Origin of the sequence: Marinomonas rhizomae (genome assembly GCF_024397855.1) — a bacterium.
Lineage (GTDB): Bacteria > Pseudomonadota > Gammaproteobacteria > Pseudomonadales > Marinomonadaceae > Marinomonas > Marinomonas rhizomae_A.
Genome location: NZ_CP073343.1, coordinates 1,349,084 through 1,373,761, shown reverse-complemented (window position 1 = coordinate 1,373,761; position 24,678 = coordinate 1,349,084). Strand labels below are relative to the sequence as shown.

The following is a 24,678-nucleotide window of genomic DNA, read 5'->3' as shown; positions in this document are numbered from 1 at the left end:
ATCAGGCGCCCGATTTGAACCCCATACGGAAACCACCCCAATGCTTACCATTGACAAAAATAGGCACGGAAAGATCATGAAGAATTTCTCCCGTATCACGCTTATAGGTTTGCAATAAAAAGCTTTCTGTATGCGCACCGCAACGACTGCCAGTAGCATCATTAAAAATACGTTTGCTGCGATTGTTTACCAAATCTTTTTCGTAATCTCCCGTTAATGGCTGACTAAACTTTTTGTTATGGGTTGGAAAATAGCCATTCACATCTACAGCACCGGCAAACATCACCTGCTCATGCTTTTCCAATATGGCTTCTTGAATAGCAGGAAACGCTCGATCACTAAAGGCATCGTAAGACGTACTGTATTTCTGTGGATTGGTGTTATTGATTGGTTGGTAGTCTTTAGAAAAAACAACTTGCTCTGTTAACTCGCCTTTTTGAATGGCTTCTTCGAAAAGTTGCCCTATGGATTGAGCTGCCGTTTTAGCCACCATCAGTAATTCAGAAAAGAATAATGATTGATCAACCTTATCAAGTTCTCTAAAGACGATTTCAGCTCCATTACTCAAACCCGATGCCTCTTTGGACAATTTATCACTACGCTGAGAAATGTCTTGCAAAGCACCACTAATTCGCGAAATTGAACCATTAATCTGAGTACTGGCTGTACCAAGCTCTTCTCCGGCACTCTCTACTTCTGACAGAACCCCTGAGGCATGCTGAACCTCTTCTGTTAACGAAATAAAACGCTGAGTTTCTCCTAATAAGGTACTAGAAAGAGACTCAGTAAGACTTTTCAATGATGACATTTCATTATTGGTGAGTTCACTGTTACGACGAACATCGGCCAAAAGGCTAGAAATTTGCTCTGAGGCATCGGCGCTTTTGGCCGCTAATGCACGCACTTCATCTGCTACTACTGCAAAACCTCGCCCTTGTTCACCGGCACGAGCCGCTTCAATGGCAGCATTTAACGCTAATAGATTAGTTTGCTCAGACACCCCCTTAATAACCGCTGTGATAGTGTCAATGTCATCAGCACTTTTGGTTAACAAGGCCAATTGCTCACTGGCGGCTTGTACTTTTCCCGTTAGTTCATGAATCTGATCGGCACTTTGTGACAAAGCCGTTTGAGCAGTACGACTCGATTTAGCCGTATCGCTCATCGTATGAGCTAGCTGACCTAAGTTGGTCGACAATGTCATCCCCGTGTTAGATAGCGTTTCTACTGCCTGAGATATCTGCTCGCTATCGTCTCGAGTAAGGTGAATGTCCTTACTAAGTGTATCAACAAAGTGAGACACCTCTGCCGCCCCCATTGCCATCTTAGAGGTAGCCCGTGTGACAGTTTCACTGACTTCAGAAAAGGTTTTATCGTCCTTAATATCAGAGTCTTGCGAAATACTTATCGGTGTTTTGCGAATACATTTTGGGATAATCAGAAAAGCGCATAACAAAATGCCAATACCAACATAAGACACAGGCACTGAGCCTTGCACATAGCCAACGATAAAAAGTATGAGAAGCCCAAACACACCACATAACTGGAAATACACCATCGCCTTTTCCTTCCTTTTAATTATTATTTTTTTCCAGTGTTAAGTTATGTAAGCAGAAGGTCAACACAAAACGAAGCGCATAAGACTAAAGTCTCACAGAAAAAAACAACAATACTTGCTATCGGCCAAGAGCGATCATCAGAAGTAAGTTTTCAAAAAATTAGATTGGCAATGCTAAAAAAAAACAAAAACCTAGATTAGATATCTTAACTTTTGTTTTTTAGACACATAAAAAGCAGAAAAATTCTCCGACAATCCAACTACACTAGAAAGTGAGCTCACGAAGCACAACAAAAACAAGAAAGCCGTTGCGCACAACCTGCCAACGTATGAATTGAGGATAAATATCATGATCACTAACAAGTTTAAGACAGAGTCCTTTTACCTGGAATTAGGGCAACTAACACCAGATAGTGTGAACCACCTTGCCCCTTCTTTTGATCATTTACCTGCCAACCCTTACGCGGATGGCGAATTCCGCTTACGTCGCTATTCTCGCTTTACCTTTGAGCAAGGAAAACTAAACCGCCTACCTTCCAAGGACTTCGTACAAGATGAAAACATCAACCATTTTCAAGGCAATGTCGTCCGACACTATGAAGAAGTTGATGACCACATAGTGTTAGATCCTGCCTTTATTGAATTGTTTGAGCATTTCCAAAACATGGCCAGTGTGGCAGATGGCACAACAATCGAGGTGCACCAGCTGCGCATTTTTGCAGACCATAAAAGTGCAGAAGTTGCACCTGAAGGTGTACATCAAGACGGTTTTGATCGCATCGGAATATACGTAATGCAGCGTCATAATATCGAAGGGGGGAATATTAATATTCACTTAGACAAAAATAGCCCTGCTCTAATGAGTCATGACTTTGATAAAGGTGAATTTGTCGTTCTAAACGATCGTAAGTTTTTCCACAGCGCTCAACCAATTACACCCACTAATGATGACCAAGGATACATGGACATATTTGTGCTCACAGCGAATTTACTACATTAGAAATAACATTCGTTCGTAAAAGCCTCATCAATGACACACGACCAAGAGCTCACATTGAAACTCAAGCTAGGCCTGTCTTAAAACGTTAAGGTGTAAAAAGTCTCTCTTCGATTTTTTACACCTACACTGTCTTATTTTTTTAGAAACACTTCACACCAAGAAATACACTATTCGCCTATTTCTAAATAACATAATCATACTTATTGAAGCCCTTTCGATATGTAAAAACGATGATTAATTAACATTCTGTAACAAATATTAATTTCCAAAAAACCACTGATATAAAAGAGAAAAAAAACTATCACTTACAGATGATAACTTTAAATAACGATTCCAATAAGTTTTTAATTTCTCAAATGATATAAATTAGAAATTAAATTTTATAAACACTTATTAAAGTCAGGTATCGCTTTGACAGATGTAATCGCCCTTGGCATTGAAAATACGACCGATGTACCTAAAAAAGTGACCGATCGATCAAAGAAACGCGTATTGATTATCGAAGATCTTGGTGAAATGCGCATCATGCTTAAGTCTTTTATGGTTTCTTTAGGATATTCGAATATCGATGTTGAGCCGTCTGGGCAGGCTGCGATCAAACGAGTACTAGAAGTATCCTATGATATTATTCTCTCAGATTACAACCTTGGTGGCAGTGTAAACGGTCAACAAATTTTAGAAACGTCTCGCAAGAACAACTCTCAAGATCAATCCAATATTTTTATAATGATCACCGCAGATACAGCTTATGAAAGTGTTGTCACTGTTCTGGAATATCAGCCGGACAGCTACCTTGTAAAGCCCTTCCCTCCAGCTGCTTTTTTTCGTCGATTTGAACGAGTTAAGAAACAAAAAAAAATCTTCGCGAGTATTAACCTTGCTCGTAAGAATAATGAATTTGAGAAGATGGAAGTACTCGCTAAAGAAGTCATGTCTCAACACCCTCAATTTGTTAACCAGTGTCTTAAGATAATTGGAGAGTCACTCTATGCTCGCGGTTTTTATAAAGAAGCTAAAAAACACTACATGTTAATTATTCATAAGAATAAGAATCTTGCATGGGCGTATTATGGAATAGCCTTGTGTGAGTTGAAACTTAGGACTGTCATTTCCGCTGTCAAAAAACTAGAAGAAACAATCAGTCTTAGCCGTCATTTTTTATCTGCTTATGACCTCCTAGCGGATGCTCTTGTACATTTAAAAAATCTTGAGGCAGCACAAGCCGTGATGACAAGTGTTTTAGAAGTATCACCACGCTCTTCAGATAGAATACTACGACTCGCTCAGATAAGCGCACAATTAAATGATTGGCCCAATGCTGAACAGTCTTTTGGACGATTAATTAGATTAACTAGAGAGAGCAATTCTGAAAAAGTTGAGCACTATTATGAGTATCTAAAATGCCTGACCAACATGATGGCAAATGACTCGGATAATTCAAAACAGCTGGCCGACAAATTCAAGCGCACTCTTGTTAGACTTCGCAATTTCAACAAGACAAACCCCGCGGTTGTATCAAACTCATTTCGCATAGAAATCCAGCAACATCTTGATCGTGATCATGTTGGCGAGGCCATTAAATCTTGGAAGCAATGGAATCGATTAATAGAGTTAGGGCAAGCATCACAGCTCACTGACGCTCAACAAACTACCCTAAAAAAACGCCTTGGATTGTTATAACTTTTTTACCAGCTAAACTCCCTTCGAGTTTACTCTCTTAGTCAGCTTGACAATCATTTTCAACAACACATTGCTAATTCGCTTACTAATCACTGTTTTTCTATCTTTACGAAAGCGCATAAAGTAAAGCAGTATCATTAACAACATATATTTAAAGTGAAACAACTTAAACTTACACTCTGTAACAAAAATAGAAGCCAAATAACTCTTTGCTATACAATAAAAAAATCATTTTTTTAGGTGTTTTTTTACATTAAACAACCTTCACGATGAGTTTTTTCGCGTTGCAAATGATATAAATGAATCTCTAAATATATTGAAACGAATCACTACTCGGATTGAACCTTTGACAGATGTAATCGCCCTTGGCGTTGAAAGTAAAACAGATATCCAACATGGCCTTATGGACATGTCTAAAAAACGCGTTTTGATCATTGAAGATCTTGGTGAAATGCGTCTAATGCTGAAATCGTTAATGACGTCATTGGGCTACTCCAATATTGATGTGGAGCAATCTGGACAATCCGCTCTCAAACGGATACTTGAAAGGCAATATGATGTCGTTTTATCAGATTACAACCTTGGTGGTAGTGTCGATGGTCAGCAAATTTTAGAAGCCTCACGCAAAAACTATTCTCAAGATTACTCCAACATTTTTATCATGATCACTGCTGATACAGCTTACGAAAGTGTTGTCAGTGCCTTAGAGTTTCAACCTGATAGCTATTTAGTTAAACCGTTTCCTCCAGCTGCCTTTTTCCGGCGATTCGAGCGAGTCCAAAAACAAAAAAAAATCTTTGAAAGCATTAACAACGCTCGAAAAGCAAATGATTTCGAAACAATGGAAGCGCAAGCAAGAAACATAATGGCGCAATACCCTCACTTTGCTAGCCAATGTTTAAAAATTATTGGGGAGTCTCTCTATGCTCGAGGCCATTATAAAGAAGCTAAAAAACATTACATGCTTGTGATCCAGCAAAACAAACAACTTGCTTGGGCTCATTTTGGAATCGCACTGTGTGAATTTAAACTTGGCGCTATGGTGGCTGCTGCCGCCAAATTAGAACAAACCATTAATTCGAGCCGCCACTTTATGTCGGCCTATGATTTACTGAGCGATGCCTATGAAGAGTTAGGAAACTTAGAAGACGCTCAGGCAACCATGATAAACGCATTAAAGGTTTCCCCACGCTCCTCTGACCGAGTGATTCGCTTGGCAGAAATTAGCATGCAACTGCAAGATTGGGAAACGGCTGAAAATGCCTATTCCAGAGTCATTCGTTTAACTAAAAAAACCAGCTATGAAAAGGCAGAGTTCTACTATGAATACCTGACATGCCTAACCAATTTAATGATCAGCGGCTCTGAAAGCTCCCGTTTGGCCGATAAATTCAAACGCACACTGATTCGCTTGCGCTCTTTTGGTAAAGATAATCCAGCCGCAATATCTAACTCTTTTCGCATAGAAATAAAACAACACCTTGCTCGTAACCATACAGGTGAAGCCATTAAATCTTGGCATCAATGGAGCCATCTGATCAAAACAGGGCAAGCCTCTCCTCTTACCGAAGCTCAAAAACACACACTAAAAAAACACCTCGGCTTGCTATAATCCCCTCACACCGTTATCGTCACCCGCATATTTGTGTTGGTGCTATTAACAGACACGCCCTATTTATATTATTTACGATCAGAGCATCCCTTATGACGGCTACTCACGCCTTTTCGTCCCTTATTCCTGATGTCATTTTAGATGCGGTAGAGTCCACTGGCTTATGGAGCGACTCTCGCATTTACCCGTTAAACAGTTATGAGAATAGGGTTTATCAAATTGGTATCGAAGACGCCTCACCTGTTATAGCAAAGTTTTACCGCCCTGAACGCTGGAACGAAGCGCAGATTAGAGAAGAGCACCAAACACTATTAAAGCTCAAAGCCGCAGGCGTTCCAGTTGTGGCGCCGTTAGAATTTAATGGAGAGAGTTTACTTAGCCACAAAGGCATGTATTTTTGCTTGTCTCCAAGATTGGTTGGACAGCATCCAGAAGCAGACAATCTAGATCAGCTTTATCAAATTGGCGAACTTATTGGCCGTCTACACCAAAGTCTGCAAACAGACGCTTTTAAAGATCGCATCAGTGTCTCCCCATTATCGCAAATGGACGATGCTGCGAATCAAATTTTGACCGGTCGTACTTTATTTGGACAAGCGGAACTTGCCAAAGCATTACAGCTACCCGAAAAACTCAAGCCTATTTATCAAAAGCAAATCACAACACTAAGAGAAAAGTGCGAGGCCAGCATAAAGCGCTATTGGCCTTCTCAGCTGCGCCCAATACACGGCGACTGCCATCGCAGTAACTTAATGCTGCAAGATGGACAATTCCACCTATTAGATTTTGATGACTGTCAGAATGGCGTTGCCGTTCAAGATTTGTGGTTACATATCACACAAACTGAAAACCCCAGACAACAGTTAAGTGAAATAATTGAAGGCTATGAAACCTATTTGCCTTTTGAAACGCGCGAATTGGATTTGGTCGATGTATTCAAATGCGTGCGAGTTATTAATTACGCTGCGTGGCTGCAAAGCCGTTGGCATGATCCCGCTTTCACTAAAGCCTTTGCTTGGTTTGGCAGTGAAGATTACTGGATGAATCACCTAAACGAATTAAAGAACTGCGAATTAGAATGGGGACAAATTTCACGATGACACCTTCAAATATAGCACCAATAGAACACTCGCTACATTCTTTGTTCGATTTCAACGAATTCCGTGAAGGTCAAAAACAAACCATTGAACAACTCCTTCGAGGTCACTCTTCTCTTGCGGTTTTTCCAACAGGTTCTGGTAAATCATTGTGTTACCAATTTACCGCCACTCAGCTGCCCAATTTGACACTAGTCATCTCACCGTTGATTGCCTTAATGCATGACCAACTAGCCTTTTTAACCGAAAAAGGCATTCCTGCCGCGTGTTTAGATTCCAGCCAGAGCAAGGACGAAAGCCAAGCGGTTATGTCTGGCGTGCAAAGTGGCGCTATCAAGATTTTAATGATCTCGGTAGAACGCTTTAAAAATGAACGTTTTCGTCGTTTTATCAAGCGTGTTCCCATTTCCATGTTAGTCGTAGACGAGGCACATTGTATTTCCGAATGGGGCCATAATTTCAGGCCTGATTATCTAAAACTGCCCTCTTACCAACAAGAACTGGCCATCCCATTAGTCTTACTGTTAACCGCCACGGCAACACGTCGAGTTCAGCGAGACATGGCACAGAAGTTTGCAATTTATCCTGAACATATTGTGCAAACTGGCTTTTATCGACACAATTTAGACATTGATCTTATACCCGTTCAAAGCCATCAAAAACTAAACGCCTTAAAAAACATACTCAACGAAACCCAAGGCGCGAGTATTGTTTATGTGACTCAGCAGAAAACAGCCGAAGATGTCGCTCGTGCTTTACAAGCCGATGGTTATTCTGCTGAAGCTTATCATGCTGGATTGAGTAGTGATGTCCGCAGCGCTATCCAAGCCCGTTTCATGAATGACAAAGCCACGGTTAGCAAGACACGTATTATCGTTGCGACCATTGCGTTTGGCATGGGCATCGACAAGTCCGATATTCGTTTAGTCGTGCACTTTGATCTTCCTAAATCCATTGAAAACTACAGCCAAGAAATTGGCCGTGCGGGGCGTGACAACCAACCAAGCCGATGCGTCTTACTTGCTAACTTAGAAGGCTTAAGTACCTTAGAAAACTTTGTTTACGGAGATACACCAGAACCTCAGAACATAAATAATTTACTTCGCACTATTACTGAGGAAACCGTTGCAGACGAATGGGAAACACAGTTATACGGATTATCTAACCATACAAACATTCGCTCATTGCCGTTAAAAACGTTATTGGTACAGCTTGAATTATTGGACGCCATCACGCCAAAATACAGTTTTTACGCGGATGTAAAAATAAAATGGGAAGGCGATAGAGTCGCTTTTGCTAGCCAGATTCCAGCTGAATGGCAAGCCGCCTATCAAGCACTGCTAAAAAGCATCCAGTATAAAAAAATCTGGGGCACACCTGATTTTGACAAACTGTTTAATGAAGCAGGGTTATCTCGGGGAGACGTGCTACAAGTCTTGGAATTCGCAGCGGACCACAATGTTCTGACACTTGAAAGTAAAGGATTAACCGAAGTCTACCAAGTCCATACAGAACACTTTCATCACCAGACATTAGCCAGCCAATTGCATGAGTATGTGGAAGAAAAACAAAACGCTGAGATTGAACGAATTGCGACCATGATTCGTTTTTTTCAATTGGATCGTTGTTTGAATCATAACTTAGCGCGCTATTTTGGTGATCAAAACGCACCTGAGCGCTGCGGGCATTGCTCAGTTTGTCGCGGAAACATTCTCGAATTATCGCAACAAACAAGCATAAATAACGACGTAGAATGGCTGGGTAGTTTAGCTGAATACGTTCGAGAATTTTCTCAACATGTTGGAAGTAAAAGCCCAGCAACACAAATCACAGCCGTATTGATAACACGCTTTTTAACAGGTTTAACACAACCTATTTTCACAAAAATCAAAGCCCGACAACTTAGCAGTTTTGGTAAGTTTGAAGAACGAAGTTATGAATCAATACTGGAAGGCGTTACTCAGCTTCTTGCTCGTCGTTAGAAAGCGGCTCTTCGTAGACACTGACTTCAATGAGATTATTATCAGGATCATTGAAATAGACAGATTGGATAGGCCCCAGTGCTCCAGATTTGGTAACAGGGCCTTCTAGGATAGTCACCTTGCAACCTTTCAAGTGATCAATCACTTCATCCATGTTCCAGTCGGTAATCAGGCATAAATCGCCAGCCCCTTCCATAGCATGATTACGAAGCTCTTGACCCAGCAATTGAAGATTGATCTTTTGCTCGCCAAAGCGCATTGCTTTGCGTCCGTTAGCAAAAGTAACAGGCTCCATTTTTAGCACGGTTTCGTAAAAAGACACGGCCTTGTCTATATTTGCTACCGTCAAAACGATGTGATCAAAATGACTTATCATAGCTCCTTGCCTCCTAGTGCAAGCCGTCACAGAATATACGACATGCTACGAATGATCGACCGGAAAGACAAGCTTATATTGTGCCTGATAGACTCGCTTTTTTCGCACTCAATGGCTAAGTGACGTAAGATCTAACCCGCCTTCTATTAGACTTAGTTTTTGACGCCGATTTAATTTTTTCACTTTATGCTCCAGTACTAATGCGTCACTCTTTGAACCGACAGCTTGTTGCCACACTAATTCAAGTGGCCCTTTGCCTTTCAGATAACGAGCGCCTCGCTTGTTGGCACCAGAATGTTCTTTGAAACGTCTATCTACATCGGTACTAATGCCAGTATAAAGGGTATTTAAGCGAGTCTTTATCATATAAAGACTCCACTCCAGATTTTTAGAAACACCTTGCTCTTCCCGTTTATCTGTCACTTTATATTCCTCTCATGAGCGCTCAATTGCCAATAATAAGCAATAACGTCGAGGCCGTGGCAATTCCCATACAATAGTTAAATATTCGCTGACGCTTTTGATCGGTTAACCAACGGCGAATACTCACACCAGCCCATGCCCAAATAGAAATGGCCGGAAACCCCATCGCTGCAAACAAAACAATCATCCAAACACCAGACTGGACATACAAATCACCCGCAATAGCAAAAGAGCTAACACAGCCAATCGCCATCATCCACGCCTTCGGATTAACGTATTGAAAAAGCAAAGCTTGCCACCAATTCATTGGGGCAGAAGATGATTTTTTAGCGTCCAAGTTACCCACTGGCGCACTACCAATTTTCCATGCTAACCAAAGCAAGTAAGCACAGCCGACCCATTTTAATACATTGTACAAAGGCGGATACAAGGTAAATAATGCACCAAGGCCAAGCAATGTTGAAAACAGCAAACTGGCAACTCCCAGAACAATCCCCAGCATGTGCGGTAACGTTCGACGAAAACCAAACTGGGCACCAGAAGCCAACAACATAATATTATTAGGACCTGGTGTCACGGAAGTCACAAAAGCAAACAGGGCAAGCGCTAAAAAAAATGACACATCTATCATGATATCCGCCCTTTATTTTTAATATAAAACAGCACATCTCGTAGAAACCCCATGATGCCAGCCTTTGCTAATTCCATCTCTTTAATCTCTGCTGTCATACCTATGTCACTTATCTGCTGAGCGGTGATAGACGCTAATTTTCTACGTGTTTTGAAACGCTCTACACTTTTTTGAATACAAGCAAATACGCCGACAACTAACATATCCTTCTCCCTTTAAGTCGCACAAATCAGAATTTCATAGTGCTATGTGTATGAGTAACTACTTTAAAAGAAGGAAGAAATACAATACAGATCCAATAAATCACATATTGAAACATACAGTTCGTCATTTCGTTCCACTGTATGGTTCAATAACTCCCAATCTGTATGGTCATAAGTGACACGTCTACACCTTATAATCGATACAGATATCACCAACGTTTTTAAGGAAGGATGCTATGACACTTTATCAACAGCTTGCCAATCGCTTACGAGAGCACATACAGCATGACTTCTATAAGTCTGGCGATAAACTGCCATCAGTACGTCAACTATCCCAAGAACATGGTGTCAGTATCTCCACCGTACAAGAAGCGTATCGACAGCTTGAACAAGAGTTACTGGTAGAAGCTCGACCGAAATCTGGCTACTTTGTTTGCTCACGAAAAAAAGACAATCTGCCAAGCATTTCAAGGCCACCGCAGCGTCCACTAGAAGTTTCCCAATGGGAAGAAGTGCTCAACATGTTAATGAATCGCAGTGGCAATAAAGGTGTGCAGTTGCAACATGCCATGCCGGATATGAAAGCAACCACCTTAAAACCCTTACTCAAAACCTTGTCTGATCTCTCCAAACAAAAACCTGAACTCGGCCTTGGTTATGCCGATATCCGAGGGACAGAAGAATTACGCTCGCAACTTTGTCGCCTAGCGGTCGCATCAGGTTGTCAGCTACACCCTGACGATTTAGTCGTCACCTCAGGTTGCCAAGAGGCACTATCGGTTTGCTTACGAGCTGTCACAGAGCCTGGCGATATTATTGCCATCGAGTCTCCAAGTTTCTATGGTTCCATGCAAGCGATCAAAGCGGCTACCCTTAAAGCGATGGAGATTCCAACTCACCCTGAAACGGGTATCAGTCTTGAAGCCCTAGAATTAGCGCTTGATCAATGGCCAATCAAAGCCATTTTTGTTACGCCAACCTGTAATAACCCAATGGGCTACACCATGCCAGAGGACAAAAAAGAACAGCTTTATCGGCTCGCACAAAGCTATGATATTGCCATCATAGAAGACGATATCTACGGGGATATTTCGTATCAATTTCCACGCCCTAAAAGCATAAAATCTTTTGATACTGATGGGCGAGTTTTATTGTGCTCATCTTTTTCTAAAACCATTGCGCCGGGAATGCGAGTTGGCTGGATTGCACCCGGCCGCTATCGTGATAAGGTGACTCACATTAAGTACGTCAGTAGCTCCATGTGCCCTGTTTTTCCACAGCTAGCCATCGCCAAATTTATTCGCTTAGGTGGCTATGCCAAACACATCCGTAAAATGAGGCAAGACTACGAACAACAACGCGACCATCTACTTCATGTCATCAAAACCTACTTACCTAGCGATACAAGGGTAAGCTACCCTGCTGGCAGTTTCATTTTATGGGTAGAGCTACACCCTAGCATTGACAGCATGAAGCTCGTCGAACGATGCCGTGAAGAAGGCGTAGGCTTTGCGCCTGGTCCACTATTCTCTGCCACAGGCAAATATCGCAACTGCTTTCGACTCAACTTCAGTGAACAAAGTATGGAAAAACGCGAATGGGCAATCAAAACCTTGGCAAAAATACTGAAGCAATTCAAAGATTAAACTAAGTCTATCGCCATCAACCTCATGGCAAGCTGAATAGCCGGATGAGGAATGTAAATAAACGAAAAGAAGGTTAAAAGCACTAACCAATGACGGGATAATTAGGTAAAAATACCGTATTGACTGTAAGGCAATATTACAAAATTTTTTTAAAGGCCACGATGGCCTTAATAGATAGACACCCATTAGGATTAAATGAATGCAAAACAGGCCTTTACGATACTTAGGGCTCTTCTTTCTTTGCCTGAGCCTCGCTGCATGTAGCGCGACAGAAAGCCGCAAAAATTTTGCCAATCTTGCAAAACAAGAACTAAATAAAGTCAGTAGTGAAAAAGTATCGCAATGGGATACGTTAGACACTGTAGCGCCTGCCAGCCATTTAACCGATCTGATTCAAGATCCAGTATTAGATGAATTAATCCAACAAGCCCTTACAGCGAACCCAAACTTACAAAGTACCCTACTCACTCTACAATCTAGCTTATGGGAACTAAAAAGCACCCAAGGTAACCAACTTCCCACAGTGGATGCCAGCGTCTCTTCGAAAAAAGCCAAAGAATCAGATACAAATTACAGTGCCGATATCAGTGTTAGTTGGCAATTGGATGTTTGGGGGACACTAGCCAATACAGAACAAGCCGCCAGCAAAACCTTAGCCAGCGACGAAGCACTTTATCAAGCTAGCCGAGACACTCTAGTGGCAAACGTGATGAAAGCCTGGTTATCATTAACCGCCAAGCAACACGCCATTAATATCGAGCAACAAAGGCTTGCGCTACTAGAAGCCAATGAAAAACGCATCATAAAACGTTTTAAAAACGGGCTAGACAACCTTGAAAAAATGGATGAAGCACGAACTTCTACCTCGCAATCAAGAGCCAATCTTGCGCAATTCAAAGAAGACTTCGAAGTCAACAAACGTGAGTTGCAGCTCCTACTCGGCACCGCAGAACCATTAAACCTATCACCTAACACAGATTACCCGAAAGTCAGCCTAACCCTTGACGAATTGCCAAACCAAAGCCTACAACGCAGACCTGATTTAAAATCAGCTTATCTAAATATTGAAGCTGCGGACCTAAATACCACAGTGGCTTATAAAAACATGCTGCCATCAATCAGCTTGAGCGCGGCTTTAAGCCAATCAGCAGACTCACCTCGCATGGCATTATTTACTTCGCCAGTTTGGTCATTAGTGGCACAGTTAACTCAGCCGCTTTACCAAGGCGGTAAACTCAAGGCCGCCAGAGAAGTTGCTAAGCTGAATACAGCCAAAGCTTATCAAGCTTATCGCAATACTTTACTAACCGCGGTCAATGAAGTGGAAAACGCCATAGGACAAGAAAAAGTCTTACAGCAACAAGTCAGCCATATCAGAGAAGCGCTTGCCAGCTCTCGCAGTAACCTTGCCCAGTATGAAAAAAAATATCGCAGCGGACTGGTGCAACTCAGTGATTTAATTGCCGCACAAAAAACCACTTTTGACCTAGAAGCCCAACTTGATGGGCTAATTTACAATCACTTATCGAATCGAATCACTTTAGGCGTGGCGTTAGGCCTTGGAGTCCAGCAACAATGAAAACCTCTTCACAATGGATACTACTTATCCTCTCTTTGCTTGTCGCAGTCGCTGCTTATTTTTATATAGACAACGCCCTAAACAAAAAAGCGTATGACATTGGTCGACCGCTGCCTGAGAAGAAAGAAGAAGCTCTAGACGTGAGCGTTATTTCGGTTATCGCCTCCAGCCATAAAGCCACTATCCAGGCTTCTGGCATTGCCAACCCAAGATACAAATTAACTCTGAACAGCAAAGTCAGTGGCGAAGTGATCAAAGTATCAGATCAATTAGAAGCAGGACAACGTGTAAAAAAAGGCGACCGACTCGTCAGTTTAAACAACAAAGAGCTCAACAGCGCGGTCGCCAATGCCAGGAAAAACTTAGCCAGTGCTGAGCTAGCACTAAAAGAAGAAATGCGCCAAGGCGATCAAGCCCGAGCTGAATGGAAAGCCGCAGGGTTTAAAGGCGATCCAGATTCTGATCTGGTATTACGAGTTCCTCAACTGGCCAGCGCGAAAGCGGAAGTAGACTCAGCAAAAGCCGCATTATTGGAAGCCCAAGACAATCTAAAACATACTGAAATCGTCGCCCCATTTGATGCACTAGTAATCAGTCGCAGTATTTCACCCGGCTCTTACTTAAGCTCAGGCGGCGAAGTGGCTACTTTATACAGCACAGACCGAGCCGAAATCACCATTAATCTTGCCAGTACCGATTGGCAAAAGTTGCCTGACATGAAAACGCTACTTAACCGTCGCACCTCCGTGATTATCCATAGCATAGATTCCAATGACCAATGGCAAGGCCGCGTCATCGGTATAGATCAACACATTGATACCACCACCAGAATGCGCAGTTTAATTGTCGGTGTTGATTCACCACTGGATCAAACACCACCGCTCTTCCCCGGATCATTTGTCACCACACAATTAGAAGGCAAAGCCATTGATAATTTATGGAAACTGCCAAGCACAGCCTTAAGTCAGAAAAGTGAAATTTGGTACGTGAATGACGAAAAACGCCTTGATGCTTTTGATACCACGCCGTTTTTCGTTGATTCCCAATCCATCTACATTTTGGTGCCTGAAACTCTTAGAAACCGAGCCTATCAAGTCATTAAAAAGCCATTTAGTAGCTATTTAAAAAACACTCTTGTTAATCCGTCAGAGCAGTCTCAATAATGAATCCACCAGATCAACCAAAAGGTATTATTCCGTGGTTTGCAGGCAACCCTGTAGCCGCCAACCTATTAATGCTGCTTGTTATTTCCCTCGGTGTTATCAACATGGGATCACTAAATAAAAAAAGCTTTCCGACACTTCCTCCCAACGGCATAGACATTAATGTCAGCTACGACAGTGGTTCGGCCAAAGAAAGCGAAGAAGGCATTGCCATTCCCATCGAACAAAAACTGCAAGGCGTAGAAGGCATCAAGAACATCATGTCGACGTCTTCAGCGAGCGGTGCAAAAGTCAGCATTGAAGTCAAAGACGGTTACGATCTTGACAATGTGTTTTCGGACATCAAAGACAAAGTCGGCGAGATCAATTCCTTTCCGAGTGAGGCAGACCGAGCCGTAATCACCAAGGACACACGTTCCGAGCTGGCTATTATTATTCAACTTTATGGTGATGCAGACAGACGCACCCTACAAAAGCTGGCAGATGAGCTAAAAACCGACTTGCTTTCCGATGAGCAAATTAACTCTGTGGGTATTTCTGGCACGTTAAATCCCATCATGTTAATTGACGTCGACAAAAACAAACTCGAAGCTTACGGCTTGACCTTGTCGAATCTAAGCGCTGCGATAACGGCCGAATCAGCAACATCGCGAGTCGCAGCGTTAAGTAACAAAGATGTTTACTTGAAAATCAGCGCCGCAGAACAAGCCTATTTCAAACAGCAATTTAGCAATATCATCATCAAGACCAACGCCACGGGCGGTAATATCAAACTGGGTGATATCGCGGCCATTAGAGACACTTTTGACGATGATGAGTTTGTGTTGTCGCGTTTTAATCAAAAAGACAGCCTGTCGATTCGTGTCAATACCACGGGTAACGACGACATCATCAATACAGTGGAAGCCACCAAAAAAGTGGTGGATAAATGGAAACAAAGCGACCGTTTGCCGTCTCAAGTGCAACTCACTACTTGGAATGATCGCAGTGAATCTATCAACCAACGTTTAGACTTGATGATCAAAAATGCCCTGACTGGCGTGTTATTGGTATTTGTATTACTGGCGATTTTCCTCAATATCACTGTGGCATTCTGGGTCGCCATGGGCTTGCCTTTCATTTTTTTCGGCACTATTTTTGCCATGGGAACCAGCAGCATTGACCTCACTTTGAACATGATCACTACTTTCGGCTTTATCCTTGCGTTAGGAATTGTGGTCGATGACGCTGTGGTGGTTGGAGAAAGTATTTATGCCACCCGAGCCAGAGATGGAGACACATTAGGCAATACCATTAAAGGCACCATGGAAGTGGCTGTGCCAACGTTATTTGGTGTGTTTACTACTGTGGCGGCATTCTGGGCTTTGTCCAATATCGATGGACGACTCGGACAGATTTATTCCCAATTCGCCATCGTTGTAGCCATCTGCTTGGTACTCTCTGTGATCGAGTCGAAAATCATTTTACCGGCGCACTTGTCTCACCTAAATACTCGAAAATCCAAGCCAAATAATATCTTGTCTTCTTTTTGGGCAATCATTCAAGGTGGCGCGGATAAAGGCTTACAGTTTTTCAGCGACAAACTCTACCGACCAGCCATAGACTTTGCATTACAGCAACGCTACGCAATGTGTGTTGCTTTCGTTACCTTATTTGCTTTGGTTATGTCGATGCCATTTACGGGCGACATTCGCATGAGTTTCTTCCCTCGTATTCCGGGAGATTCAGTACGTACCACTTTAACTATGCAGAGTGATAGCAGCTACGGAGAAACGCAAAAGGCGCTCTTGATTATCGAACAAAAAGCCTATCAAGCCGATAAAGAACTCATTCAAGAAGCGAAGAAAAAAGGCAAAATCCCCGCTGATACATCACCGCAAGCAACAGGTATCAAACATATACAAACAGCGTCAAATGGCGATCAAGCCGGTAACTTTCGCGTCGAACTGGTCAGTGGTTCGCCTTATTACAATTCAAGACAATTCACCAGTAAATGGCAGGACATTTCAGCACAAGTCGAAGGCGTAAAAAGCTTACGTATTCGCTATGGTCAAGACACGGTAGATGCTCTGTATGTAGAGCTAACCAGTAGTAATTCCAGTGCACTAGACGGCGCAATAGAAACCTTGATTGAAAAATTAAACGCTGTACCAGCCGTAACCGGTGTGGAAAAGTTTGATACTCCTCCTGAAGCCCGTTTAGCGCTTGATCTAACAGAACAAGGGCGTTTATTGGGGCTCGACACCAAGGATCTCGCCAGCCAAGTGGCACAAAATTTCGATGGCACCGTGGTGCAAAAATACCAACGAGATAACGACGAGATTGAAGTTCGTTTAGGCTTCCCTAAAGATCAACAAGAATCTCCCGCGGCGGTGATGGACACCAAAATCGCTCTCGAAAATGGTTCAAGAATTCCACTTTCGACCGTGGCACGCTTAACGAAAACAGAAGTTCAGACCGACATTATCCGTATTGATGGTAAGCGCTCTTATTATCTTTCAGCCGAAGTAGACAAAGACGTCATGTCCTCTACAGAAGTGGTCGACTATCTGCAAAGCGCCATCATGCCTAATTTGCAAAAGCAATTTTCCAGTGTGAATTTTAATTTTTCAGGCGAGGCTCAAGAACAAGAAGAAACAGAATCGTCTTTGGCTAAAATGTTTATGCTGGCACTACTGATCATTTATGCCTTGCTAGCCATTCCGTTAAAATCTTACAGCCAGCCAATCATTATCATGATGGCGATTCCATTTGGCATCATTGGTGCTCTTTTAGGCCACTGGATAAATGATCTCGCCTTAAGCATTTTCTCGCTCAATGGCATCTTGGCTCTGAGTGGCGTGGTGGTAAACGACAGTTTGTTGCTGGTTTCACGATTCAACGACATTCGCAAAGACACAGTGCATGTAAAACAAGCTATTCGCCAAGCTTGCCAAAGCCGTTTACGCGCGGTTTTGCTAACGTCTTTCACCACTTTTGCGGGACTCATTCCAATTTTGTGGGAAACCTCAAGGCAAGCTCAAGCATTGATTCCAGCAGCGGTTTCACTTGGTTACGGCATTATGTTCGCCACCGTTATTACACTAATTTTGATCCCTGTTTTATTGATGATCAAAGAAGATATTCATCTGCTCATTGATCGATTAAAAAATAAGACTGTAGAAGTGTTAGAGCCGATTAGCGAAAACAAAGAATAGTAAAAAAAGACTCCCTGTCTTATTAAGATAGGGAGTCTTTGCGTTTATTAATGAAATACGGTCCTAAGCAACTTCATCCCACTCAGGAAATGGATCTGGTAGAGTAGACCATGCATTTTTTCCTGCCAGTAGTTCTTGTTCGCTTAGCAAGCAGCTATCTAAGGCTTCAATGACCGCCTCTTTATTTAGGTTCTGACCTATAAAAACCAGTTCCTGACGCATATCACCAAAGGGTTCAACCCATTGATTGGCTATCGATTCAAGGTATTCTGGATCTTGTGGCCATTTGTCTTTGGGAACCGCCTTCCAAAACATGCCTGCAAAACCATAATGTGCAATACCACCCGCCTGACTCCATTGCCCAGCAAACTCGGGGCGAGTTGCTAACCAAAAGAATCCTTTCGAACGCAACAGCTTTCCATAAGCTTCTGTTCCATGAAGAAAGTCAAAAAATCGCTGGGGATGAAAAGGTCGTCGAGCCAAATAGGAAAAACTGCCAATGCCATACTCTTCTGTTTCGGGTACATGCTCACCACGCATTTCTTTTAGCCAGCCAGCTGCTTGCTGTGCCTTTTCAAAGCTAAATTTACCTGTGCCTAGCAAGCGCTTAGGCTCTATTTTGCCTTGATGAATGGGGATGATTTCCGCTTCTGTATTGAAACTACGCAGGATGGATTCTAATTGTCGCAATTCTGCTTCGCTCACTAAGTCGGTTTTACTGATCAAAATAATGTCGGCAAACTCGACTTGATCAATCAACAAATCCGCCACGCTACGTTCATCTTCCTCACCAAGCGACTCACCCGTTTCCTGCAATGAGGTAGCCGCTTCATAATCCTTCATGAAATTTACCGCATCAACAACCGTAACCATGGTATCAAGACGTGAAATATCCGATAAACTCACGCCATCCTCATCCGCAAAAGTAAAGGTTTCTGCAACAGGTAAAGGTTCAGAAATACCGGTTGATTCAATCACTAAGTAATCAAAGCTATTGGCCTCGGCAAGCTTTCGAACCTCTATTAATAAGTCTTCTCGGAGCGTACAACAGATGCAGCCATTGCTCATTTCTACTAACTTTTCTTCACTACGGTTCAACGACACTTCTTGTTTAATCGTCGCCGCATCAATGTTGATTTCACTCATATCATTCACAATCACCGCGACTCTTAAACCATCGCGATTATTTAGTATATGGCTTAATACCGTCGTCTTTCCTGCACCTAAAAAACCAGATAACACCGTCACCAGCAATTTACTCTGCATACTATCCATGAATCTCTCCCACAAGAATCTACTGAAATGTTATGATATAACATTTCAGTAGATTGAGATAGATGCATTTTTAATGGAACATTCACAATAAAATAATGAACTAAGAAATAGACTTAAAACAGCCCTCCATTAGAGGGCTTACATAGAGGATCCGAGCGATACACAGGAATAGACAATAAGCCGTTCAATCAGCTGTATTTGAAAGTAAATCAGGGTTGGTTATTAAATTTCTCACACCGTGTGCGTGATCTTCTTGGTAGACATTTTGACTATCGCACCAGTCTCCTACAGATTGAATATCAACCTTAGCTACTTTGGGCCGAACATTCCATGTAACTTGAAAGGGTGAGGCTTTTGTATTGTAACTAGGACCTGTCGTTGACCCTGCATAAGTGACAGGGTCACCAGTATTATTGGGAACCCCAGTTGCTTGATACAAACTATTTCGAACATCGTGGGCTGTCAAAGCATTAAATTTCAGTGCCTGATCATCATTGACCACAACGTACACTTGAGCTTCTACTCGCAACTGAGGCATAGCTTCACCCTTGACGACACAAGCAGCTAAAGTCGGCCCAGGTTCAACCTTAGCACTGGAATACACATAGTGCGCCTCAATAGTATCACCAGGGTAAAGCTCACTATGTTTGCCTTTGCAGATAGCACCACCCTTAACTGGCTTCAGCTCTTCCAGAGTAAGCTGACCAGAATAAAGATAACCCGTTTGAAACCCTAGGCCGTCACCATTACCAGCATACTGAGTAAAATCTCCGCCCTTGTGTTCAGCATTTTTGTGAAAATGAATATTGCATAGGTTCATCTTGTTCGATGCTGGTGCTTGCGCGAAAGTTTGAAGATTGCGCCCGAAAAGCTTATCTATATCCCTTGGAGATTGTGGCCCAACATCTCGTCCTATTGTGCTTTCTTGTAGTGCTTGGCGCTGCTTCAAAATAAAGCCATCTGGCACTGCACCTTTATTCGCTGCAAAGACAGCACCTGAAACTAAAGTTAGACCGATACCGCGAACAACATTAACCGCTTTCATAAATATCCTTAAATAGAAAATCCCTAATACATTTTTAACGCAGCGTTGAGACTACAAAGCCCAGAGAACATTCAATCCAAGCCTTTCATTGCTAATTTTTTGCACTTAACACCGCCTTAATTTACTTTCTCCTTAAATAATTCGAATTTATACGATATTTTTTCGCACCAAATAAAAAACGAAATTCCACTATCCAACACGACAAAAGGATGAGATTGCGAATAACAAGAAAAAACACGACAATAAGAAATATATTTCTAAAAATTAAATAAAAAAGAGAACAAAATGCACTTAGATGACATAGATTTGCAACTGCTTGCCTTAATTCAAAGTGATGATAGTATTTCCACAGAGTCTATGGCTCAGCAAGTTAGCTTATCCAAAACCCCTTGCTGGCGACGCGTTCAAAAGCTAGAAAACGCCGGTTTTATCAAACGCCGTGTCGCGCTGTTAGACGCAGACAAACTTGGCCTTGGCGTATCCGTTTTTGTACAAGTGAAAACCAACCAACACGATGCAAGTTGGGCTGAAGAATTTGCCCGCGTCGTGGCAGAATTTCCTGAGGTAGTTGAGTTTTACCGCATGGCGGGAGAATACGATTACTTATTACGAGTGCTGGTGAAAGACATTCCAGCGTATGACAAATTTTATAAACGATTAATTAGTGCCACCGCATTAACAGACGTCACTTCTAACTTCGCCATGGAACAGATCAAGTGGACAACGCAGTTGCCCTTGCCCAACCCAACGGAGTAAATGGCAGTAGATTGATTAATGCGGCAAGCCAAAATAAGGAAACACCCATGCCTATTGCTGCCGCAGAAAGAAGCGTAATACCAAAGACTAAAGAACGGACTGATGCAGAGCTTCTACTTGCCCGCATTCGCGAAGGCGTCATAGGCAGGGACACGCAAATAGACACACCATTTGGCAAAAGAACACTCACCTACGCAGACTACACAGCATCGGGTCGCAGTCTCGATTTTATCGAAGAAGCCATTCGCAATCATGTGTTGCCGCTTTACGCCAACACACATACAGAAGCCAACGCCACCGGCCAACAAACTACTGCATTTCGTGAACAAGCCCGCCAGCAAATCCGAGAAGCCGTTAACGCATCAATAGACGACTTGGTGATATTCTGCGGCAGCGGTGCCACCAGTGCGATTAACACCTTAATTAGCCAATTAGGCTTACGCCAACTTAATACCGAAGAAAAAGCCCAAACGACGGTCTTCATTGGGCCTTACGAACATCACTCCAACGAACTGCCTTGGCGCGAATTAGGTATTGAAGTGATTAGAATTCCTGAATCAAAAGACGGCGGCGTATGCTTGGTCACCCTAGAAAATCAATTACAGGCGAATCAAGGTAAACGTCTGATTGGTAGCTTCAGTGCTGCTTCTAACGTAACTGGTACTTTATGCGATCAAGATGCCATCACAACCTTGTTGCATCGTTATAGCGCGCTGGCTTTTTGGGATTTTGCGGCCGCTGCGCCTTACGTCAGATTGGATATGAACCCAAACTCAGACCCCGCTCTTGCCAAGGATGCGATATTTTTCTCTACTCACAAATTTATCGGCGGCCCTGGCACACCAGGCGTTCTAGTCGTTAAAAAGGCCATCATCACCAATCAAACACCGAGCCATATAGGCGGTGGCACAGTGTCTTTTGTGACACCGGAAGATCATACATTCTTGCCTGTTGGCGAGCGCAGAGAAGAAGGCGGCACGCCAAGCATCATAGAATCGATTCGTGCTGGATTAGTTTTCCAACTCAAACAAGCGGTTGGCGAAAAAATCATCGAAGCGCGTGAACACGAACTCGTGCAACTAATCGATAAGCATTGGCACCAACATCCAAGTATCGAACGCCTTGGTCACGCAGAAGCAGAACGCTTATCGATCACCGCATTTCGTATCAAAACCGAACTGGGTTATTTACATCATGGCTTTGTCACAGCCCTATTAAATGACCTATTTGGCATTCAAGTTCGCGGCGGTTGTTCCTGTGCTGGACCTTATGGCCACCAGCTTTTGAGCATAAACAAGAGGGAATCTGAGCGCATTCAATTAGCATTGAGACAAGGTGAAAAACTCGTAAAACCGGGTTGGGTTCGCTTCAATTTGAATTATTTCTTAGACGATGCAGAAGCGATGTTTATTTTGGACGCTATCAACTTTGTCGCCAAACACGGCACCACGCTGTTGCCTTACTACGCTTATGATCAAACTACGGATTTATGGCGCTTCCAAGGACAATCCAACACGCCTAAGTCCCTTAACGAGTTATTGTTCTCGCAAACAAAAGTGCAACAACCAACAGCAGAACACAACACAAGTTCAACTGAAGATAGAGCTACTTATTTAACGAAAGCAAAAGAGATAGTCAAAGACTGCATGGCTGGAAAATACACCAAGCAACCACAGCCTTTTAATAAAGAGTTTAGTGATATTAAACGCTTCGTGTTGGCTGAGGATTTTGTCTAACTAGTACGGACTAGATATAGATATAAAAAGATCCAGATAAAGGACTATTTAGCATTTTCCTATTTAGTGCTTTTCTGGATCAAATTAAATTGCATGCCTGTTCTTAATATTCCAGTACTTAAAACATTAGCTCTTAAACCACCACGATGTAGCCAAGCTCTAACCACTTGCGGTGATGATATAGAATCGTTGGCAAGGGATTTGCCTAACGAGCCACAAGGTTCACACAGTTCGACACCATAAAAGCGCACATCACCAATAGAGAATTCTTGCCCAACTAACTGATTCAGTCGTACACCTTGGGTCACTATGTTTCTTCTGGTCGCTGAAAGGCCAATATTTTGTGCGAAGTTAGCATTAAAGGCAGCTATTTCTTCACTTTCGACAAAAGTAATATTTGGACCATCAGTGCCTTTCTTACCGTAGTATCGGTCGCCAACTATGCCTTTACCAGCATCCACTTTGACGGCATCAATCCCTATCTGTGATTGTTTCGATTTTTTCGACACGAAAATTGCTTGAATCACCCTTTGTCTCCTAAGACATGTCTGTCACTGGTCGATTATGACATACACAATGATTAAAAACCTTCCCCAAAAGATCGGTTATTAAGAAGGTTACTCTTCTTGAATGAGGCTATGTGCTATAGATTTAATTGAGCCACTCCAATCCATCATAAGGTTTGACTTTTAATGAATCCAGACGCGAAGCAAGAGAACCAGAATGCAATTCTAATTTATGACCGTCTGGGTCTTCAATATACAAGGAATCGCCTTCGCTACTGTTTGATTGCCACTGTCTCACAGCCTTAAACGCCTCTTTTTGTTTAACACTAAGCATGACTGCTGAATCATAAGTAAACGCAAAATGTGTGTAATCCTGACTGGGTTTTGCTTTACCTAAAGATAAACAAAGCCAACAATTCCCGTAGGACAAATAAGCACCAGTATTCCAACACACCTCGCCTTGAAACCCTAACAGGTCACAATAAAACTCAATGGATACATCAAGATTAGACACACTCAAGGTCAGATGATTGAGCCCTTTATCTTGTTGTAACGCTGGCAATTGAATAGCCGAGCAATCATCGAGAGATGCCACCATGGCGTAAATTTTGGTGGCTTTTTCAAAGTGATTCAATTGCTGTTCTTCGATCCACCAGCGCGCAACGGTCATCAAGGTAATGGGATCATCGTTTTTATTCGCAAAAAACGCATAAAAAGACACCTGAACACCATCGCCTTTTTGTTTGATTTTCTCAGCACAAACCGAAAGAATCTTTTGTTTAATCTTAGTATTCACGTCTCTTAATCCCTTTTAGAAAGAAATCTTGCAAGTATCACGCATCAACATATATCGATTGAAAAATACACTATGCGACTAAAGTCTGACTTCTTATCTATCGACTGCCTGCTAAATTAACAGGGCGTATAAAAATAATTATAAGGAGATCTACCATGTCAGATCATAATATTAATGCAGAAAAATACTGGCAAGCAAACCTAAGGCTGATACTAGGCAGCTTGGTGGTTTGGGCGCTAGCCTCTTATGGCTGCGCTATCCTACTTCGTCCCATGCTCTCAGGCATTATGATCGGAGGTGCTGATTTAGGCTTCTGGTTCGCTCAGCAAGGTTCCATTCTTGTATTCATCGCTTTGACCTTCCACTACGCGTGGAAAATGAACAAGCTTGATGAAGAATTTGGCCTTCAGGAGTAAG

21 protein-coding genes and 1 pseudogene are annotated in these 24,678 nt (G+C 42.5%); 12 read left to right on the top strand and 10 right to left on the bottom strand.

Annotation, left to right across the window (positions count from 1 at the left end; all coding sequences use genetic code 11):
• Window position 1: 1 nt before the first annotated feature.
• Window positions 2–1,558 carry a methyl-accepting chemotaxis protein gene (locus KDW99_RS06395; RefSeq protein ID WP_255828460.1) on the bottom strand — a complete coding sequence of 519 codons (1,557 nt, stop codon included), beginning with the start codon at window positions 1,556–1,558 and terminating at the stop codon, window positions 2–4.
• A 349-nt stretch (window positions 1,559–1,907) separates the two neighbouring features.
• Here KDW99_RS06395 and KDW99_RS06390 point away from each other — a divergent pair, with 349 nt between their 5' ends.
• The 5 genes from KDW99_RS06390 (at window position 1,908) to KDW99_RS06370 (ending at window position 8,929) form a co-directional block, all read left to right on the top strand.
• Window positions 1,908–2,558, top strand: coding sequence for a 2OG-Fe dioxygenase family protein (locus KDW99_RS06390; protein WP_255828459.1), 651 nt, complete (start codon window positions 1,908–1,910; stop codon window positions 2,556–2,558).
• 411 nt (window positions 2,559–2,969) lie between these two features.
• Window positions 2,970–4,238, top strand: a complete 1,269-nt coding sequence (locus KDW99_RS06385) for a response regulator (protein WP_255828458.1) — start codon at window positions 2,970–2,972, stop codon at window positions 4,236–4,238.
• Between the two features lie 346 nt (window positions 4,239–4,584).
• Window positions 4,585–5,850 (top strand): response regulator, encoded by a 1,266-nt coding sequence (locus KDW99_RS06380; RefSeq protein ID WP_255828457.1) that lies wholly within the window; start codon window positions 4,585–4,587, stop codon window positions 5,848–5,850.
• 92 nt (window positions 5,851–5,942) lie between these two features.
• Window positions 5,943–6,950: a serine/threonine protein kinase gene (locus KDW99_RS06375; protein WP_255828456.1), complete on the top strand. Its 1,008-nt coding sequence runs from the start codon at window positions 5,943–5,945 to the stop codon at window positions 6,948–6,950.
• Window positions 6,947–8,929, top strand: coding sequence for a RecQ family ATP-dependent DNA helicase (locus tag KDW99_RS06370; protein WP_255828455.1), 1,983 nt, complete (start codon window positions 6,947–6,949; stop codon window positions 8,927–8,929). The genes KDW99_RS06375 and KDW99_RS06370 overlap by 4 nt, the downstream gene beginning before the upstream one ends.
• Here KDW99_RS06370 and KDW99_RS06365 read toward each other — a convergent pair.
• The 4 genes from KDW99_RS06365 to KDW99_RS06350 all read right to left on the bottom strand — a co-directional run bounded on the left by KDW99_RS06365 (window position 8,904) and on the right by KDW99_RS06350 (window position 10,562).
• Window positions 8,904–9,305, bottom strand: a complete 402-nt coding sequence (locus KDW99_RS06365; RefSeq protein WP_255828454.1) for a VOC family protein — start codon at window positions 9,303–9,305, stop codon at window positions 8,904–8,906. The two genes, KDW99_RS06370 and KDW99_RS06365, sit on opposite strands and share 26 nt — an antisense overlap.
• 108 nt (window positions 9,306–9,413) lie before the next feature.
• Window positions 9,414–9,728, bottom strand: a complete 315-nt coding sequence (locus KDW99_RS06360; protein WP_255828453.1) for a GIY-YIG nuclease family protein — start codon at window positions 9,726–9,728, stop codon at window positions 9,414–9,416.
• Between the two features lie 22 nt (window positions 9,729–9,750).
• A complete protein-coding gene (locus KDW99_RS06355; RefSeq protein ID WP_255828452.1) occupies window positions 9,751–10,359 on the bottom strand; it encodes a LysE family translocator in 609 nt (202 codons plus the stop codon).
• Entirely contained in the window at window positions 10,356–10,562 is a 207-nt protein-coding gene (locus tag KDW99_RS06350; RefSeq protein WP_255828451.1) for a hypothetical protein, read from the bottom strand. Before KDW99_RS06350 ends, KDW99_RS06355 begins: the two co-directional genes overlap by 4 nt.
• A gap of 236 nt (window positions 10,563–10,798) precedes the next feature.
• Here KDW99_RS06350 and KDW99_RS06345 point away from each other — a divergent pair, with 236 nt between their 5' ends.
• The 4 genes from KDW99_RS06345 (at window position 10,799) to KDW99_RS06330 (ending at window position 18,147) form a co-directional block, all read left to right on the top strand.
• Window positions 10,799–12,208, top strand: coding sequence for an aminotransferase-like domain-containing protein (locus tag KDW99_RS06345; protein ID WP_255828450.1), 1,410 nt, complete (start codon window positions 10,799–10,801; stop codon window positions 12,206–12,208).
• Between the two features lie 199 nt (window positions 12,209–12,407).
• Window positions 12,408–13,787: a TolC family protein gene (locus KDW99_RS06340; protein WP_255828449.1), complete on the top strand. Its 1,380-nt coding sequence runs from the start codon at window positions 12,408–12,410 to the stop codon at window positions 13,785–13,787.
• On the top strand, window positions 13,784–14,950 hold the full coding sequence (locus KDW99_RS06335; protein WP_255828448.1) for an efflux RND transporter periplasmic adaptor subunit: 1,167 nt from the start codon (window positions 13,784–13,786) through the stop codon (window positions 14,948–14,950). The genes KDW99_RS06340 and KDW99_RS06335 overlap by 4 nt, the downstream gene beginning before the upstream one ends.
• Complete coding sequence (locus KDW99_RS06330; protein WP_255828447.1) at window positions 14,950–18,147, top strand: efflux RND transporter permease subunit; 3,198 nt, start codon at window positions 14,950–14,952, stop codon at window positions 18,145–18,147. Before KDW99_RS06335 ends, KDW99_RS06330 begins: the two co-directional genes overlap by 1 nt.
• A 63-nt stretch (window positions 18,148–18,210) precedes the next feature.
• Here KDW99_RS06330 and zigA read toward each other — a convergent pair whose 3' ends face one another.
• Window positions 18,211–19,422 carry a zinc metallochaperone GTPase ZigA gene (zigA, locus tag KDW99_RS06325; protein ID WP_255828446.1) on the bottom strand — a complete coding sequence of 404 codons (1,212 nt, stop codon included), beginning with the start codon at window positions 19,420–19,422 and terminating at the stop codon, window positions 18,211–18,213.
• Window positions 19,423–19,606: 184 nt separating this feature from the next.
• The gene (locus KDW99_RS06320; protein ID WP_255828445.1) at window positions 19,607–20,467 is read right to left on the bottom strand and encodes a delta-class carbonic anhydrase; all 861 of its coding nucleotides are present in this window, start codon (window positions 20,465–20,467) and stop codon (window positions 19,607–19,609) included.
• A gap of 285 nt (window positions 20,468–20,752) precedes the next feature.
• Here KDW99_RS06320 and KDW99_RS06315 point away from each other — a divergent pair, with 285 nt between their 5' ends.
• Together KDW99_RS06315 and KDW99_RS06310 are read left to right on the top strand one after the other, a co-directional pair.
• On the top strand, window positions 20,753–21,223 hold the full coding sequence (locus tag KDW99_RS06315; protein ID WP_255828444.1) for an Lrp/AsnC family transcriptional regulator: 471 nt from the start codon (window positions 20,753–20,755) through the stop codon (window positions 21,221–21,223).
• Entirely contained in the window at window positions 21,184–22,959 is a 1,776-nt protein-coding gene (locus KDW99_RS06310) for an aminotransferase class V-fold PLP-dependent enzyme (protein ID WP_255828443.1), read from the top strand. The genes KDW99_RS06315 and KDW99_RS06310 overlap by 40 nt, the downstream gene beginning before the upstream one ends.
• A 59-nt stretch (window positions 22,960–23,018) precedes the next feature.
• Here the strand turns inward: KDW99_RS06310 and KDW99_RS06305 are convergent, their stop codons facing one another.
• The 3 genes and pseudogenes from KDW99_RS06305 to KDW99_RS06295 form a co-directional block, all read right to left on the bottom strand.
• Window positions 23,019–23,486, bottom strand: a complete 468-nt coding sequence (locus KDW99_RS06305) for an MOSC domain-containing protein (RefSeq protein WP_255828442.1) — start codon at window positions 23,484–23,486, stop codon at window positions 23,019–23,021.
• 124 nt (window positions 23,487–23,610) lie between these two features.
• On the bottom strand, window positions 23,611–24,063 hold the full coding sequence (locus KDW99_RS06300; protein WP_255829264.1) for a VOC family protein: 453 nt from the start codon (window positions 24,061–24,063) through the stop codon (window positions 23,611–23,613).
• Between the two features lie 6 nt (window positions 24,064–24,069).
• Window positions 24,070–24,261: pseudogene (locus KDW99_RS06295) on the bottom strand (DUF6500 family protein); the annotation flags it as partial.
• Between the two features lie 155 nt (window positions 24,262–24,416).
• Here KDW99_RS06295 and KDW99_RS06290 point away from each other — a divergent pair.
• Window positions 24,417–24,677, top strand: coding sequence for a DUF4212 domain-containing protein (locus KDW99_RS06290; protein ID WP_114411667.1), 261 nt, complete (start codon window positions 24,417–24,419; stop codon window positions 24,675–24,677).
• Window position 24,678: the final 1 nt, after the last annotated feature.

Excerpts from the sequence above, each read along its gene's own strand:
- KDW99_RS06395 (WP_255828460.1), bottom strand. The coding sequence starts at position 1,558 with ATGGTGTATTTCCAGTTATGTGGTGTGTTTGGGCTTCTCATACTTTTT.
- KDW99_RS06390 (WP_255828459.1), top strand. The coding sequence starts at position 1,908 with ATGATCACTAACAAGTTTAAGACAGAGTCCTTTTACCTGGAATTAGGG.
- KDW99_RS06375 (WP_255828456.1), top strand. The coding sequence starts at position 5,943 with ATGACGGCTACTCACGCCTTTTCGTCCCTTATTCCTGATGTCATTTTA.
- KDW99_RS06370 (WP_255828455.1), top strand. The coding sequence starts at position 6,947 with ATGACACCTTCAAATATAGCACCAATAGAACACTCGCTACATTCTTTG.
- KDW99_RS06365 (WP_255828454.1), bottom strand. The coding sequence starts at position 9,305 with ATGATAAGTCATTTTGATCACATCGTTTTGACGGTAGCAAATATAGAC.
- KDW99_RS06355 (WP_255828452.1), bottom strand. The coding sequence starts at position 10,359 with ATGATAGATGTGTCATTTTTTTTAGCGCTTGCCCTGTTTGCTTTTGTG.
- KDW99_RS06350 (WP_255828451.1), bottom strand. The coding sequence starts at position 10,562 with ATGTTAGTTGTCGGCGTATTTGCTTGTATTCAAAAAAGTGTAGAGCGT.
- KDW99_RS06345 (WP_255828450.1), top strand. The coding sequence starts at position 10,799 with ATGACACTTTATCAACAGCTTGCCAATCGCTTACGAGAGCACATACAG.
- KDW99_RS06340 (WP_255828449.1), top strand. The coding sequence starts at position 12,408 with ATGCAAAACAGGCCTTTACGATACTTAGGGCTCTTCTTTCTTTGCCTG.
- KDW99_RS06335 (WP_255828448.1), top strand. The coding sequence starts at position 13,784 with ATGAAAACCTCTTCACAATGGATACTACTTATCCTCTCTTTGCTTGTC.
- KDW99_RS06330 (WP_255828447.1), top strand. The coding sequence starts at position 14,950 with ATGAATCCACCAGATCAACCAAAAGGTATTATTCCGTGGTTTGCAGGC.
- zigA (WP_255828446.1), bottom strand. The coding sequence starts at position 19,422 with ATGGATAGTATGCAGAGTAAATTGCTGGTGACGGTGTTATCTGGTTTT.
- KDW99_RS06320 (WP_255828445.1), bottom strand. The coding sequence starts at position 20,467 with ATGAAAGCGGTTAATGTTGTTCGCGGTATCGGTCTAACTTTAGTTTCA.
- KDW99_RS06315 (WP_255828444.1), top strand. The coding sequence starts at position 20,753 with ATGCACTTAGATGACATAGATTTGCAACTGCTTGCCTTAATTCAAAGT.
- KDW99_RS06300 (WP_255829264.1), bottom strand. The coding sequence starts at position 24,063 with ATGGTGGCATCTCTCGATGATTGCTCGGCTATTCAATTGCCAGCGTTA.
- KDW99_RS06290 (WP_114411667.1), top strand. The coding sequence starts at position 24,417 with ATGTCAGATCATAATATTAATGCAGAAAAATACTGGCAAGCAAACCTA.